This is a genomic window from Salipaludibacillus sp. CF4.18, from assembly GCF_051262595.1.
Taxonomy (GTDB): Bacteria; Bacillota; Bacilli; order Bacillales; family Salisediminibacteriaceae; genus Salipaludibacillus; species Salipaludibacillus neizhouensis.
Map to the genome: position 1 here is coordinate 15,426 of NZ_JBIMEV010000054.1, position 14,428 is coordinate 29,853.

Annotated in this window: 11 protein-coding genes; all 11 read left to right on the forward strand. The window is 39.7% G+C overall.

Annotated features, from left to right (window positions below; translation table 11 throughout):
- Positions 1 to 366 precede the first annotated feature (366 nt).
- Positions 367 to 2,067 carry a hypothetical protein gene (locus tag ACHABW_RS21345; RefSeq protein ID WP_435758388.1) on the forward strand — a complete coding sequence of 567 codons (1,701 nt, stop codon included), beginning with the start codon at positions 367 to 369 and terminating at the stop codon, positions 2,065 to 2,067.
- A 417-nt stretch (positions 2,068 to 2,484) separates the two neighbouring features.
- Positions 2,485 to 4,488 (forward strand): excinuclease ABC subunit UvrB, encoded by a 2,004-nt coding sequence (gene uvrB / locus ACHABW_RS21350; RefSeq protein ID WP_435758390.1) that lies wholly within the window; start codon positions 2,485 to 2,487, stop codon positions 4,486 to 4,488.
- A 9-nt stretch (positions 4,489 to 4,497) separates the two neighbouring features.
- The gene (gene uvrA, locus ACHABW_RS21355; protein ID WP_435758392.1) at positions 4,498 to 7,371 is read left to right on the forward strand and encodes an excinuclease ABC subunit UvrA; all 2,874 of its coding nucleotides are present in this window, start codon (positions 4,498 to 4,500) and stop codon (positions 7,369 to 7,371) included.
- Between the two features lie 319 nt (positions 7,372 to 7,690).
- Positions 7,691 to 8,872, forward strand: coding sequence for a DUF4097 family beta strand repeat-containing protein (locus ACHABW_RS21360; protein WP_435758394.1), 1,182 nt, complete (start codon positions 7,691 to 7,693; stop codon positions 8,870 to 8,872).
- A 39-nt stretch (positions 8,873 to 8,911) separates the two neighbouring features.
- A complete protein-coding gene (locus ACHABW_RS21365) occupies positions 8,912 to 9,109 on the forward strand; it encodes a PspC domain-containing protein (protein WP_110938737.1) in 198 nt (65 codons plus the stop codon).
- Entirely contained in the window at positions 9,109 to 9,465 is a 357-nt protein-coding gene (locus tag ACHABW_RS21370; protein WP_110938738.1) for a phage holin family protein, read from the forward strand. Before ACHABW_RS21365 ends, ACHABW_RS21370 begins: the two co-directional genes overlap by 1 nt.
- 346 nt (positions 9,466 to 9,811) lie before the next feature.
- Positions 9,812 to 10,750 carry an HPr(Ser) kinase/phosphatase gene (gene hprK, locus ACHABW_RS21375; RefSeq protein WP_435758396.1) on the forward strand — a complete coding sequence of 313 codons (939 nt, stop codon included), beginning with the start codon at positions 9,812 to 9,814 and terminating at the stop codon, positions 10,748 to 10,750.
- A gap of 215 nt (positions 10,751 to 10,965) precedes the next feature.
- A complete protein-coding gene (gene lgt / locus ACHABW_RS21380) occupies positions 10,966 to 11,841 on the forward strand; it encodes a prolipoprotein diacylglyceryl transferase (RefSeq protein ID WP_435758404.1) in 876 nt (291 codons plus the stop codon).
- A gap of 31 nt (positions 11,842 to 11,872) precedes the next feature.
- A complete protein-coding gene (locus tag ACHABW_RS21385; protein WP_435758398.1) occupies positions 11,873 to 12,847 on the forward strand; it encodes a nucleoside recognition domain-containing protein in 975 nt (324 codons plus the stop codon).
- 140 nt (positions 12,848 to 12,987) lie between these two features.
- A complete protein-coding gene (ppaX, locus tag ACHABW_RS21390) occupies positions 12,988 to 13,656 on the forward strand; it encodes a pyrophosphatase PpaX (protein ID WP_435758400.1) in 669 nt (222 codons plus the stop codon).
- Positions 13,657 to 13,697: 41 nt separating this feature from the next.
- Positions 13,698 to 14,216 carry an acyltransferase gene (locus ACHABW_RS21395; protein WP_435758402.1) on the forward strand — a complete coding sequence of 173 codons (519 nt, stop codon included), beginning with the start codon at positions 13,698 to 13,700 and terminating at the stop codon, positions 14,214 to 14,216.
- Positions 14,217 to 14,428 lie beyond the last annotated feature (212 nt).

Consider the following 14,428-nt stretch of genomic DNA (forward strand, 5'->3'; position numbering starts at 1 on the left):
GGTAATTCTTATAAAAATAAATTGAAGTGAAAAATAAGGTGACATTCAAGTGATTAGTGTCAGGTTGAAAGGAGCTATCTCACGTGTTTAACGACACTAGGTGCACATCTTCTCCTACGAGTGTACCTTTTTCAGCGGTTAGTGACATTTGAGGGCGGTTTTTTGGTAAGTTTAGATTTAACTTTTTCGATAAAGTTTCTTAGAAGTTCTTATTGTTTAAAAGTTAGTGGAGAAACTGACGATGCATTTAATAAAAGAAGGGGATTGCCGCTTTTATTAAAAAATCACTTTTCTTTTCTGATAATTCATTTACAATGAAAGGAAGAGGTTATGAATAGTAGATTGATGGGTTGAGGAGGGTTTCTCTTGGAAGTAATCGGATTAGAAATATTAAAAGCAGTAGGAAGATTCTTTTTACACCCACTTACATATATATTTGTCATTGCGGCTTTTTGGTTAAGTATGCGAAGGGTAAAACGAGAAAGAAAAGAATTCCACACTCGTGTATATGATGTGATTAAACGAGTTACCTCACCAATAGCAATTGCACTTATTTTTGGAGCTTCACTTTCGGTTGTTATTTTATTACTAGGTATTGAAGTACCAGTCGGTATACTAGCACTTTTAACTGCAGTATGGATTGTTTTATTGCCCCTAGGACATGCAAGGTGGCTTAGTATGACTGTGGCTGGCTCTATCGTTATGTTTATCATTCCTTTCTTACCGGCCGGCGGAACAGAGTATAGTTGGTTAAATACGTGGTTAGCGGAAATTGACAGCGCGAGTATTCTCGGACTTATCTGGCTCTTGGCGGCATTGTTTCTAGCGGAGTCATTGCTGATTTTATTAGATGGTTGGAAACAGAGTTCACCCTCTCTTTTAAAAAGCAAGCGAGGTAAGATGGTTGGACAGCATATTGCTTCACGTTTATGGTACTTACCACTATTTTTATTATTTCCTGTAGGCCCTTTTTCTACGGAAGGTTGGTGGCCACTGTTTGAGCTCACTAGCGGTCAATCATTCGGCTTAGCACTATTTCCGTTTATGTTGGGATTTCAGGCAAAAGTACATAGTGCTATGCCAATTGATGGCGTAAAAAAAGTTGGTAAACAGTTGCTAGCTTTGAATTTACTAGTTATTGGTGTGGCAGTTGCAGCTTTGTTTTACCCTGTTATTGCGTTAGCAGTGCCAGCATTAGTTTTGATAGGAAGAGAATGTGTTTATTTACTCTACCGTGCTAACGATAAAAGACAATTAAGTATGTTTACACGACGAGAAGAAGGTTTGAAAATTTTAGGAGTTCTCCCTCATTCGACAGCTTCTAAAATGGGTCTTCAGATTGGCGAGATTATTTGGAAAACAAATGGATTGGAAATAGCGTCTCAAGCCGAGTTTTATCATGCACTCCAACAGAATCCTGCTTTCTGTAAATTAGAAATCATCGATTTATCTGGGGAGAAACGTTTCGCACAGTCTTCTATTTTTCAAGGAGACCACTACCAGATTGGGTGTTTGTTTGTACCAGATGATGAGTTTGGTAATCTATCATCGCGCGCATTACGCTCAGCAGTTGTTATCCAACGAGATCGCAGTGATATTGTTGTAGGAGACTCACATCAACTGGACCAAAAGGAGAGTGAGTTAGAATCAGTGGATGATACGGAAAATGTTCCTACTGAGTCTGAAGCAGAATACGCTAATCCCAATGAAGAAGTTGCTTCAAGTATTGACGAAGTTGAGGGGGACGCCAACCCTGAAGAAAAAGAAGTGGATATACCAGTAACAACTGAACGAGAAAAACAGCTCGATGTAGCAGAAGATTTGCAAAAGAAGGAAGGATTCTTTGATAAAGAAACTAAATCCAATGAAGTTGCTTATGGACAAGCAGCTGGTTTAAGTGCTTTCTATGAAGAATTTCTAAATTCAAAACCTGCCAAAAACACTTGGACGCCTGATTTTGAAGAAAAAAAGGATTCAGATGCGGAGCACAAGGATGAATCAAATCGCAGCGAAAGAAAAAGGTCGCAAATGGAAGAAGACGACGAACGGAATGATGAAGATAACTAGATGAGTTACTATATGAAGGACACTGGAAAAGTAGATTTTACTTATCTCAGTGTCCTTTTTACTTACTAGATTCTATCCAATAGGAGGGCAGTTTTTTTGCGATATCCTTTTAAATTAATGTTTTACGTACTAGAATACAGTTTTTCTTTAAACAAAGCTATTTCATTAAAAACTCGTTAATATTATCATCGAAAGGGAATATGTGTTCGTGTTTATCTGAAATTGTGATATAATGATAAATATTCGGTAAGAATGGGTATGAGAGTATTAGACAAGCAATTCATTTGCCGTTTTGTGTGAGTAGATGTATAAAGAAACCTAAGAGATGTATCTTAACTTAGTTTGATCATATAGAATCGATATCTTAGGGTATCTTGAACTTATAATTACGAGTAGGAACGTGAAGGGGGAAATCCAATGTCTGTGCAGCCAGACCGTGACATTCCGTTTGAATTAAAGTCACATTATGAACCCGCGGGAGATCAGCCTACAGCCATTCAAGAGCTGATAGCTGGTATAAACAAAGGGGAAAAATTTCAAACATTATTGGGAGCTACAGGAACCGGGAAGACCTTTACGGTATCCAATGTAATACAGGAAGTGAATAAACCAACACTGGTAATTGCTCATAATAAAACATTAGCAGGACAATTATACAGTGAATTTAAAGAATTTTTTCCTAATAATCGTGTAGAATACTTTGTCAGTTATTATGATTATTATCAACCAGAAGCATACATTCCTCAATCAGATACGTATATTGAGAAAGATGCAAGTATAAACGACGAAATCGATAAGCTTCGTCACTCGGCAACGAGTGCTTTATTTGAGCGGAATGACGTTATTATTGTGGCAAGTGTGTCTTGTATTTACGGTCTAGGTTCTCCGGAAGACTACCGTGATCTGATGGTATCTCTGCGCACTGGAACGGAAAAAGACAGGAATGGTTTATTACGACAGTTAGTCGACGTTCAATATGAACGAAATGATATAGCTTTTACTCGTGGTACGTTTCGTGTTCGTGGTGATGTTGTTGAAATTTTCCCTGCCTCACGAGATGAACACTGTATTCGAGTGGAGTTTTTTGGGGATGAAATTGACCGGATAACGGAAGTCGATGCGTTAACTGGAGAAGTGTTAGGTGAACGAGAGCACGTGGCTATTTATCCGGCTTCTCACTTCGTTACTAAAGAAGAAAAATTACAGCGTGCGATTGTCAATATTGAAGATGAGTTGGCGGAAACATTAAAGGTAATGAACGACGAAGGAAAACTTCTTGAAGCACAACGTCTTGAACAACGAACACGCTACGATATAGAAATGATGCATGAGATGGGTTATTGCTCCGGGATTGAGAACTACTCGAGACATTTGACGTTTCGTGAGCCAGGCGCAACTCCGTATACATTGTTAGACTATTTTCCGAAGGATTCTCTAATTATCGTTGATGAGTCTCACGTGACACTTCCTCAAGTTAGAGGAATGTATAATGGGGATCAGGCTCGAAAAGGAGTCCTTGTCAGCCACGGATTTCGTCTTCCGTCAGCGAAGGATAACCGGCCTCTGAAATTCGATGAATTTGAAAAACATATTAATCAAACCATTTTTGTTTCGGCTACACCGGGACCGTTTGAAATAGAGCATTGTCCACAAATGATCGAACAAATTATTCGTCCGACAGGATTATTAGACCCTACAATAGATGTGAGACCTATAGAAGGTCAGATTGATGATATGATCGAGGAAATTCGATTGCGAAAAGAAAGAGGAGAACGCGTCCTAGTGACGACATTAACTAAAAAAATGTCAGAAGACTTAACAGATTACTTGAAGGAAGTAGGAATTCAAGTAAAATACATTCATTCCGATATTAAAACATTGGACCGAATTCAAATTATCCGTGAGCTCAGGCAAGGTCAGTTTGATGTACTTGTAGGGATTAACTTGTTGAGGGAAGGACTGGATATTCCGGAAGTTTCGCTTGTCACGATTCTGGACGCTGACAAAGAAGGATTTCTTCGAGCAGAACGTCCTCTTATACAAACAATAGGGCGTGCGGCTAGAAATTCGAACGGACACGTTATTATGTATGCTAATAAAATAACGAGATCGATGAATATTGCGATTGAGGAAACTCAGCGTCGTCGCGAGATTCAAAAGGCACACAACGAAAAACATGGGATTACCCCTAAAACAATACAAAAAGCAATTCCAAACTTGATTCAAGCGACGTATGCAGCAGAAGAAGTAGAATCATATGATGCATTCACGAAAGCTCCTTCTCAGAAATTAAGTAAAAAAGACCGTGAGAAAGTGATTCAACGAATGGAGAAAGAAATGAAAGAAGCTGCCAAAAATCTCGACTTCGAACGAGCAGCTGAATTACGGGATGTCGTTATTGAATTGAAAGCAGAAGGGTGAGATTGATAAATGGCTCTAGATAATTTAGTTGTAAAGGGAGCACGCTCCCATAATTTAAAAAATATAGATGTCACGATACCACGAGATAAACTCGTTGTGATGACGGGATTGTCTGGTTCAGGGAAATCCTCCCTTGCCTTTGACACGATATACGCAGAAGGGCAGAGACGTTATGTTGAATCTCTCTCAGCGTATGCACGCCAATTTTTGGGGCAAATGGATAAGCCTGATGTTGATGCAATCGAAGGCCTTTCCCCGGCGATCTCTATCGATCAGAAAACTACGAGTAAAAATCCTCGTTCTACTGTAGGTACGGTAACAGAGATCTATGATTATTTAAGATTACTCTATGCTCGCGTAGGTAAACCTATATGTCCTAATCACGGCATTGAAATTAGCTCTCAGACCGTGCAGCAAATGGTCGATCAAATGACAAAGTATCCAGAGCGAACAAAAATGCAAATCCTTGCACCAATCGTTTCAGGACGTAAAGGAACGCATACAAAAGTATTGGAAGATATTAAAAAGCAAGGTTATGTTCGTATTCGCGTCGATGGTGAAATGCATGAAACTTCCGATGAAATAGAATTAGAAAAAAATAAGAAACATAGTATTGAAGTTGTGATTGATCGGATTGTCATTAAAGAGGGAGTGGAAACCCGTCTGGCAGATTCTATGGAGACGGCATTGAACTTAGCCGATGGCAGAGTAACTGTGGATGTAATTGGTGAAGAAGAACTTTTATTTAGTCAAAAACATGCATGTCCTCATTGTGGTTTTTCTATAGGAGAATTAGAACCACGCATGTTTTCATTTAATAGTCCTTTTGGAGCTTGTGCTTCATGTGATGGCTTAGGACTAAAATTAGAAGTAGATTTAGAACTCGTTATTCCTGATCCTGCATTGTCGTTAAAGAACAATGCGATCGCAGCATGGAAGCCGACAAGCTCTCAATACTACCCGTCTCTTCTTGCGAGTGTATGCGAGTATTACGGGATTGATATGGATGTTCCCGTAGAACACCTACCTAAAGAGCAATTAAACAAAATATTGTACGGAAGCGGAAAAGATAAGATTTTCTTCCGCTATGAAAATGAATTTGGTCGTGTGCGTGAAAAAGAGATTTATTTTGAAGGGGTCATGGAAAACATTACTCGAAGATACCGGGAAACGGGATCAGATTATATTCGTGAACAAATGGAAGGTTTTATGGCCCAAAAGCCTTGTCCAACGTGTAAAGGAAATCGACTAACGAAAGAAGCATTGTCTGTTAAAATAGCAGATCAGCATATTGGAAAAATAACAGATTTATCTGTGAAGGATGCGAAAGTATTTTTTGAAAAGCTGGAACTGTCGGATAAAGACATGACGATTGCAAGAATGATTCTTCGGGAAATTGAGGAACGACTCGGTTTCTTATTAAATGTAGGCTTGGAATACTTAACACTTTCACGGGCGGCGGGAACTTTGTCAGGTGGAGAGGCCCAGCGGATACGTTTGGCGACACAGATAGGTTCTTCACTGATGGGTGTATTATACATTCTGGATGAGCCGTCGATCGGTCTTCACCAAAGGGACAACAACCGATTGATCGCAACGTTAGAAAAAATGCGTGATCTTGGTAATACATTGATTGTTGTCGAGCACGATGAAGACACGATGCTAGCTGCAGATCATCTTATTGATATTGGCCCTGGCGCCGGTGTTCATGGAGGATATATTTGCTCCACTGGTACACCACAGGAAGTTATGGATGATGAGAACTCCTTAACAGGACAATACTTATCTGGTAAGAAATTTATTGCTCTTCCGGCAGAACGACGAGTTTCTGATGGTCGCATGCTCTCCATTAGAGGTGCTGAAGAGAACAATCTACAAAAAACAAATGTCGATATTCCATTAGGTGTACTACTTGCTGTGACTGGTGTATCCGGTTCCGGAAAAAGTACGCTAATAAATGATATTTTATATCGGGCTGTTGCTCAGAAACTTACCACGGCGAAAACCAAGCCTGGGAAGGTGAAGAAAATTGAAGGTATTGAACATTTAGAAAAAGTGGTCGATATTGACCAATCACCGATAGGACGAACCCCTCGCTCTAATCCGGCAACGTATACGAGTGTCTTTGATGATATTCGTGATGTGTTTGCAATGACGAATGAAGCTAAAGTTCGTGGCTATAAAAAGGGACGCTTTAGTTTTAATGTCAAAGGTGGTCGTTGTGAAGCGTGCCGCGGAGATGGGATTATTAAAATTGAAATGCATTTTTTACCGGATGTCTATGTTCCGTGTGAAGAGTGTAATGGCAAACGCTATAACCGTGAAACGAGAGAAATACTTTATAAAGGGAAAAATATATCCGATGTATTGGACATGACAGTGGAAGACTCCGTTCAATTTTTTGAAAACATTCCTAGAATTAAAAGAAAGGTCCAGACTCTTTTTGATGTAGGTCTGGGTTACATGAAGTTGGGGCAACCAGCTACAACTTTATCCGGAGGGGAAGCACAACGAGTTAAACTAGCATCTCAGCTGCATCGCAGATCTACCGGGAAAACTTTATACATCTTAGACGAGCCAACGACAGGTCTTCATGTGCATGATATTGACCGTTTGTTAAAGGTGCTTCAGCGACTTGTTGAAAACGGAGATACAGTACTTGTCATTGAGCATAATTTAGATGTGATAAAAACGATGGATCATGTCATTGATTTGGGGCCTGAAGGTGGCGACAAAGGTGGTAAGCTAGTTGCTCAAGGAACTCCAGAAGAAGTAGCGAAAGTTAAAGCATCATATACAGGACAGTATTTAAAACCAATCCTTGAACGTGAGCGGAAGCGAATGGACATCAGGATGAAAGAAAAAGAAAGTGCTTCTGTGTAAAAATGAAGAGAACCCGGGTGCCCATTTGAAAAAGGTACTCGGGTTTTTGAACTAGATCGCAGCACCTGGTCTGATGTAAATAATGTTAAAGATAAATAGTAAACAAGTGTGCATTTAATCCCGAAGTTTTACGCAATTAATTCGGTTGTTTTGAAACCTCTTATACCTTTCATCCGTTATACTAATAACAAGATAATACATCATCCAGCGATGAACCAGAAACTTCACAAGTCTTTCATAAGTGTTTTGATACTAAGTTTAACTGTGTATGGTTTAGTGAAAAATATCGTTAAGCAAAACTTGAAGGAGGCAGATTACAATGGAAGAACGTAAAATGGTTTTGAAAATGATTGAAGATGGTAAGATTACAGCAGAGGAAGGGTTGCAGTTACTGCAAGCAATGAGAGATGAGCCAACTGAAAAAAAATCCCCTGACTCTGACAAGAAAGAGAAACGCTCAAGATATGAACGAAGAGGACCTCACAGCAACACAGGTAAATTTAAAAAGGACCCTGAGGCAAATAAAAAAGAAACAGATCATTATATGTCCAAGGATGTTAATTGGGATGCTCAAGGTTATCGAAAGACGGGGGAGAAAATCACGACATTTGCTAGTAGATTTTCAGAATTTGTTGAAGATGCCGTGCACAAAATAAAAGAGTTTGATCTTGATTTTAATTTTGGTTCTTCTGTTGAAGTTCAGCATATTTTCCAAGAAAAAAATATAACTGTAGAAGATATTGATATTCATATAGAGAATGGCAGTATTGTTTTCCGACCATGGGAGGAAGACGACGTACGTGTTGAATGTAATGTTAAGGTGTATAAGGTGTCAGATACGGATGAGGCACGAAGAGTATTTCTTGACGAAGCTGGTTTTAGTTTAAACGATGATAAACTACGTTTACACGCGAAGAAAAAATCAATGAAAGTAAACGCGACAGTGTATGTACCGAAACATAATCTAAAGAAAATTCAATTTTATGCGTTTAACGGTAAAATATCTGGGGAAAATGTGTCCGTACAGAGCTTGGAAGCTAAAACTGTAAATGGGCGTATTAATTTTGAAGAGATTGAAGCGAAGGATGTCAGGCTGGAAACAGTGAATGGAACGATCTCTGTTTCCCGACTAGAAGCTGATCATTGTGATACAAAAACAGTGAATGGGACGATTGCCATTAAAACAGCTAAGGGTGACTTTGACGGGGAAACACTAAATGGTACCGTTTATTATACGTTACTGGAGCCTGAGAGCGCACGAGCATATATAAAAACAGCCACTGGCAGTGTTGAAGTTACCGTGCCCGATAATGTAAAAACAGAGGGCGAGTTAAAAACTACAGTTGGCGGTATCCAATGTGATTTGCCGGAATTGACTGTAATCGATGAGAAAAAAGACTTTGCAAGTAAGAAAATGACTTTTTTAGCGAATAAAAATCAAGAAGCTCATTTCTATATTGAAGCAGAAGCGACTACAGGTGCTATCTCCATAAAAAATTAAGAGCGATAGTAAGCTGGAACGGAAGGAGCGTTATAGAAAATGAAAAAATTACTTCGATCAAATCATGACCGTAAACTTGCAGGGATATGTGGAGGCATTGGCAATTATTTTGGTATGGACTCTACTGTCGTAAGAATTGTGTTTCTTCTACTGATCATCCCGTTAAATGCAGGGATTATTCTTGCCTATCTCATCGGTATGTTTGTGATTCCAAATGAAGCAGAAGTGAGCTCTTAATGAGCTGGCTCGTACAATTACTCGTAAATGCAGCAGTATTATTAATCATTAGCGCTTTTTTTCAGTCATTTGAGGTAGCTAGTATTGGAGCGGCCTTGCTGGCAAGTTTTATTTTGGCTCTATTTAATCTTATCGTAAAACCTATTTTAATTGTTTTTACCCTTCCGATTACTGTCATGACGCTTGGATTATTTTTGTTTGTGATCAATGCCATCACATTAATGCTTACGCAAGCGATTATGGGAGATAGTTTTGTTATTGAAGGATTTGGCATGGCACTGCTTGCCGCGGTGATATTTGCGATTCTTAGTGCATTGATTCATTCGTTTATTGTTGATCCGGTAACAAAGAGGTAATGCTCTGTGTCATGGAACAAAATAAATAACTAAAAGAAATTCTTTGAGACATTGTTCTTGAAGGATTTTTTTTTAGAGATTGTGTTTCCCTTCGGACAGAGGTACTCGAATTCGCTATGGGCTGAAGCTATCCACGGGTAAAGTTTCTCTTTAAAAACCAACCTTCCATCAACCAAAGCTTTTTTGATAAAAAACATAGGATGTAAGCCCTTGGTAATAATAAAGAGCCATAGGATGATTCTGTAAAATTTTATAACGCTCTCAAAATGAGTATGCTAAAATGAGAGTAATATAAAAGTATATAAGTCACGATTCGATCTTTATACATCAAAGGAGGCAACACATTATGGCAGAAGTAAGCACAAAGCAATTGATAAAGGAATTTGACTTTAAAATATTAAATAATGAAGACGAAGTAGCATATCGTTCGATTACTACGAGCGACATTTCAAGACCTGGTATGGAAATGGCAGGCTATTTTACATATTACCCGGCGAAACGGATTCAATTACTTGGGAAAACAGAAATGACGTTTTATTCAGAACTATCAGCAGCGGAACAAAAGGACCGAATGGAGCGGCTTTGTACATATGATACACCCGCGATTATTTTATCAAGAGGAATGGATGCTCCAGAGAATTTAATTATTGCAGCAGATGCTGTAGGCATGCCAATATTATCTTCTCCGTTAACAACAACGCGTTTAAGTAGTCAACTTACAACGTTTTTAGAAAGCCACTTAGCTCCAATGACAGCTATTCATGGCGTTTTAATCGATATTTACGGTATCGGTGTCATGATCACTGGTTCGAGCGGTGTAGGTAAAAGTGAAACGGCACTTGACCTTGTAAGAAGAGGACACCGGCTTGTAGCTGATGATTCGGTAGAAATACGCCAGGAGCACGACGGTGTCTTGGTGGGACGAGCTCCGGATCTGATTAGACACCTTTTGGAAATTCGCGGTTTAGGAATTATTAACGTCATGACTTTATTTGGAGCTGGTGCCGTTCGAAACTATAAACGAATTGGTTTGGCAATAGATTTAGAAACCTGGGACCAGAAAAAGCAATATGATCGCTTAGGATTAGACGAAGATACAATCAAAATATTTGATACAGACCTTCCTAAACTAACCGTTCCAGTGCGACCTGGAAGAAACTTAGCTGTTATTATTGAAGTAGCTGCCATGAACTTCCGTTTGAAGCGAATGGGAATTAACGCAGCAGAACAATTCTCAGAGCGCTTGTCCCATGTCATTGAAGAAGGCGATAAAGAAGAATTTTAAAAGAAGATATCTGAGCATACTCTTCAGATAGAAGGATTTCAGACGACAGCATGCTTCTCTCTAGGTGTTGTTTCTTTACTTATGATATTCTATTCGATAGACAGAGACATTATAAAAAGAGAGAATAACTACCTCGATCATCGTAGAAGGAGGAGTAATTGTTGCTTATTCCCCTTATATATTTGTGGTAGTTTAAAAAACGAGGTGTATGTATGATAGTAGGAACCATTGAGCCAATGAACCGCATTGCGTTTCAGTTGGGGCCCATCCCAGTTTATTGGTATGGAGTGTTAATCGGTTTAGGAGCATTTTTAGGTTATTTGTTGGCAAACAGGGAGATGAAAAAGCGAGGCATGCCTGATGATATGCTAGCAGATTTGCTGATGTTTGCCTTGCCTGCGGCTATCATTGGCGCAAGGCTATATTATGTGATTTTCCGTTGGGAGAATTATGCAGATGACCCAATGAGTGCTTTTGCAATTTGGGAGGGTGGCCTTGCCATTCATGGTGGACTAATCGGTGCCATTGTGACTGGAGCAATTTTTGCGAAATACAAAGGAGTGTCTCTATGGAAGATTCTTGATATTACTGCGCCAAGTATTCTGTTAGGTCAGGCAATTGGTCGCTGGGGTAATTTCATGAATCAGGAGGTCTATGGAGGAGAGGTCTCCAGAAGCTTCTTGGAAAATATGATGTTGCCGAACTTCATTATTGACCAAATGTTTATTAATGGTGCTTATTATCAACCTACTTTTTTATATGAATCTATTTGGAATTTAGCAGGGGTTATTCTGTTACTCTCGTTGAGACGGGTTAATCTACGCCGTGGTGAACTTTTTATAACATACGCTATTTGGTATTCGGTAGGAAGATTTTTCATTGAAGGGATCCGAACGGACTACTTATTGATTTTTGGAGTGCTTAAAACAGCCCAGGTTGTTTCGATTATCACCGTAATAGGTGGTATCATCCTTATTGTTTATCGCCGGAAAAAAGGGTTAGCAGAGGCAAGGTACCTTGACGAGGAGCCGAAAGAGAAAACCGTGAAGAAACATTCAACGGGACAAAAAAATAAAAAGAAGAAAAAGTAGCTCTATCCATGGTGATGAAAGGAGGCTTTAAATGAATAGGAATACATTTAAACAAGGGTTGAGAACGGGTCTCCTAACCACATGGAAGCTAGGTAGAATTATTTTTCCTATTACATTATTCATTACGATGCTAGGACAGACAGTTGTGATGGACTGGTTGGTTCGAGTTTTATCACCATTTATGAACCTTATAGGGTTGTCAGGAGAAGCAGCGATTCCTGTTGTCTTGGGGAATATGCTCAATTTATATGCCGCAATTGGTGCCATGCTCACGATGGATTTAACCGTGAAAGAGGTATTTATATTAGCAGTAATGCTTTCATTTTCTCATAACTTATTCGTTGAATCTGCTGTAGCAAAACAGGTTGGATTAAAAATATGGGTGGTATTGCTTGTACGAATCGGTTTAGCCTTACTGTCTGCATGGGTAATAAATCTAGTTTGGCAAGGTGGAGGAGAACGAGCAAGCTTCGGCTTCGTTCCATCGGATGGGACCGAGTCGATAGAGGGGTATGGTGCTATTGCACTTTATGGAATGGAAAGTGCAGTGATTGGTATTCTCCAGTTAGCCGCAATAGTTATCCCGATTATGATTTTCATTCAAGTGATGAAAGACTTAAAGTGGCTTCCTGTCTTTTCCAAGTGGATGACGCCATTTACAAGAATGCTCGGAATTCACCCGAATACTTCTACGACGCTGGCAGCAGGTCTCACTTTTGGTTTGGCCTATGGAGCCGGGGTTATGATTCAAGCTGTGAAAGAGGATGGGGTAAAAAAGAAGGACCTCTATTTAGTCTTTATTTTTCTCGTAGCTTGTCACGCGGTAGTGGAAGATACATTGATTTTTATACCTTTAGGAATTCCTCTATGGCCGTTATTTCTTGTCAGGCTAGTAACGGCAATTCTTCTTACGATTGCTGTGGCAATTGTTTGGAATCGGCTAGATAAAAAAAGGAATGCCGATGAAACTTCAACAGCTTCGACGTATTCCCATTCTAACAACTAATATGGTTCCCGTACTGCTTAGAAGGGCGAAAATCCGCGCCTGTGGTTCTCGTCACAGGCGCAAGTTTCGCATTGTTTGTATAGTAAAAGGCATCATCATAAAAACGAGATAAAGGAATAAAAAAGATAGGATGATTTAAATTGACGACGGACACCAACGTTACAAAAAAAATTGACACGATATTGTTTGATCTTGACGGAACACTGATAAATACGATTGATTTAATCGTAGCTTCCTTTTTACATACGATGGATGCCTATTACCCAGGTAAATACCAGCGCGAGGACGTTATCTCGTTCATAGGACCTCCGTTATCGGAAACCTTTACGAATCTTGATGCAAGTAGAGTAGAAGAAATGACACATACATATCGCACGTTTAATCTTGAAAACCATGATGATCTTGTCAGCGAGTACCAAGGAGTCGTAGAAACATTAGAAGTTCTGTCGCAACAAGGGTATAAACTGGCAATTGTCACGACGAAACGTCGCGACACAGCATTAAAAGGCTTGAAGTTGATGGGGTTAGAGAAGTACTTCAATGTCGTTGTATCGATTGATGAAGTTTCTAACTATAAACCTGATCCGGAACCATTGAATCTGGCTTTGCAACAGCTGGACTCAACGGCGGAAAAAGCAATAATGGTTGGTGATAGTGAACATGATATCCTTGGTGGTCAGAACACGGGTACCCAAACTGCCGGAGTGGCCTGGAGTATAAAAGGACGAGCCCACCTAGCAAGTTTCCATCCAGATGTGATGCTTGAGGAAATGACGGATTTATTAGATTATCTCGGAGTACCAAAATAATGTGACTTTCAAAATGGTCAGAGAAAGAAGGGTATAAGGCTATGGGGCGTAACACAACGAGACATGCTGTGGAAGAAGCAAATTCATTATGGCAAGTGTATAAGACAGTGCCTTTTTTCAAGGTGGCTAAAAACTTTGTTGTCATTCAACTCGCGCGTTATACTCCTTTTCTTTCGTTTAAAAATTGGCTTTATCGAACTTTTTTACGGATGGAAGTCGGTGACAAAGCTGCTGTAGCACTGATGGTAATGATGGACGTCATGTTTCCTGAAAAGATCTCGATTGGGAAAAACTCCGTGATCGGCTATAACACTACGATACTTGCTCATGAATACCTCATTAAAGAATATCGTCTCGGGGACGTCATCATCGGGGACAATGTCATGATCGGTGCAAATTCGACCATTCTACCAGGTGTAACGATTGGGGACGGTGCCATCGTTTCAGCCAGTACCCTTGTTAATAAGGACGTGCCTGCCGGGGCTTTTGTTGGTGGGAATCCAATGCAAGTCATCCGTACAAAAGAACAAATGCAAAATGAAAAAGACGGGCTTCTATAAACTAGTGACGAAAAGTTACTAGCTTTTTTTGCAAGTTAAGAATTTATAAGTTGACAGCTATCTTTACGCCACGTGTGTCAAGGGAAAACCACCCCCGAGTAGCACCTACAAGCACTACGTAGGTGCTACTCGGGGGTGGCGAAAGATAACGCTGTATCTAATAAAAGACGGCTATGCCGTTTTTCTTACATGATTAATTTTTAAGGGGTCAG

Excerpts from the sequence above, each read along its gene's own strand:
- uvrB (WP_435758390.1), top strand. The coding sequence starts at position 2,485 with ATGTCTGTGCAGCCAGACCGTGACATTCCGTTTGAATTAAAGTCACAT.
- uvrA (WP_435758392.1), top strand. The coding sequence starts at position 4,498 with ATGGCTCTAGATAATTTAGTTGTAAAGGGAGCACGCTCCCATAATTTA.
- ACHABW_RS21360 (WP_435758394.1), top strand. The coding sequence starts at position 7,691 with ATGGAAGAACGTAAAATGGTTTTGAAAATGATTGAAGATGGTAAGATT.
- ACHABW_RS21365 (WP_110938737.1), top strand. The coding sequence starts at position 8,912 with ATGAAAAAATTACTTCGATCAAATCATGACCGTAAACTTGCAGGGATA.
- ACHABW_RS21370 (WP_110938738.1), top strand. The coding sequence starts at position 9,109 with ATGAGCTGGCTCGTACAATTACTCGTAAATGCAGCAGTATTATTAATC.
- hprK (WP_435758396.1), top strand. The coding sequence starts at position 9,812 with ATGGCAGAAGTAAGCACAAAGCAATTGATAAAGGAATTTGACTTTAAA.
- ACHABW_RS21385 (WP_435758398.1), top strand. The coding sequence starts at position 11,873 with ATGAATAGGAATACATTTAAACAAGGGTTGAGAACGGGTCTCCTAACC.
- ACHABW_RS21395 (WP_435758402.1), top strand. The coding sequence starts at position 13,698 with ATGGGGCGTAACACAACGAGACATGCTGTGGAAGAAGCAAATTCATTA.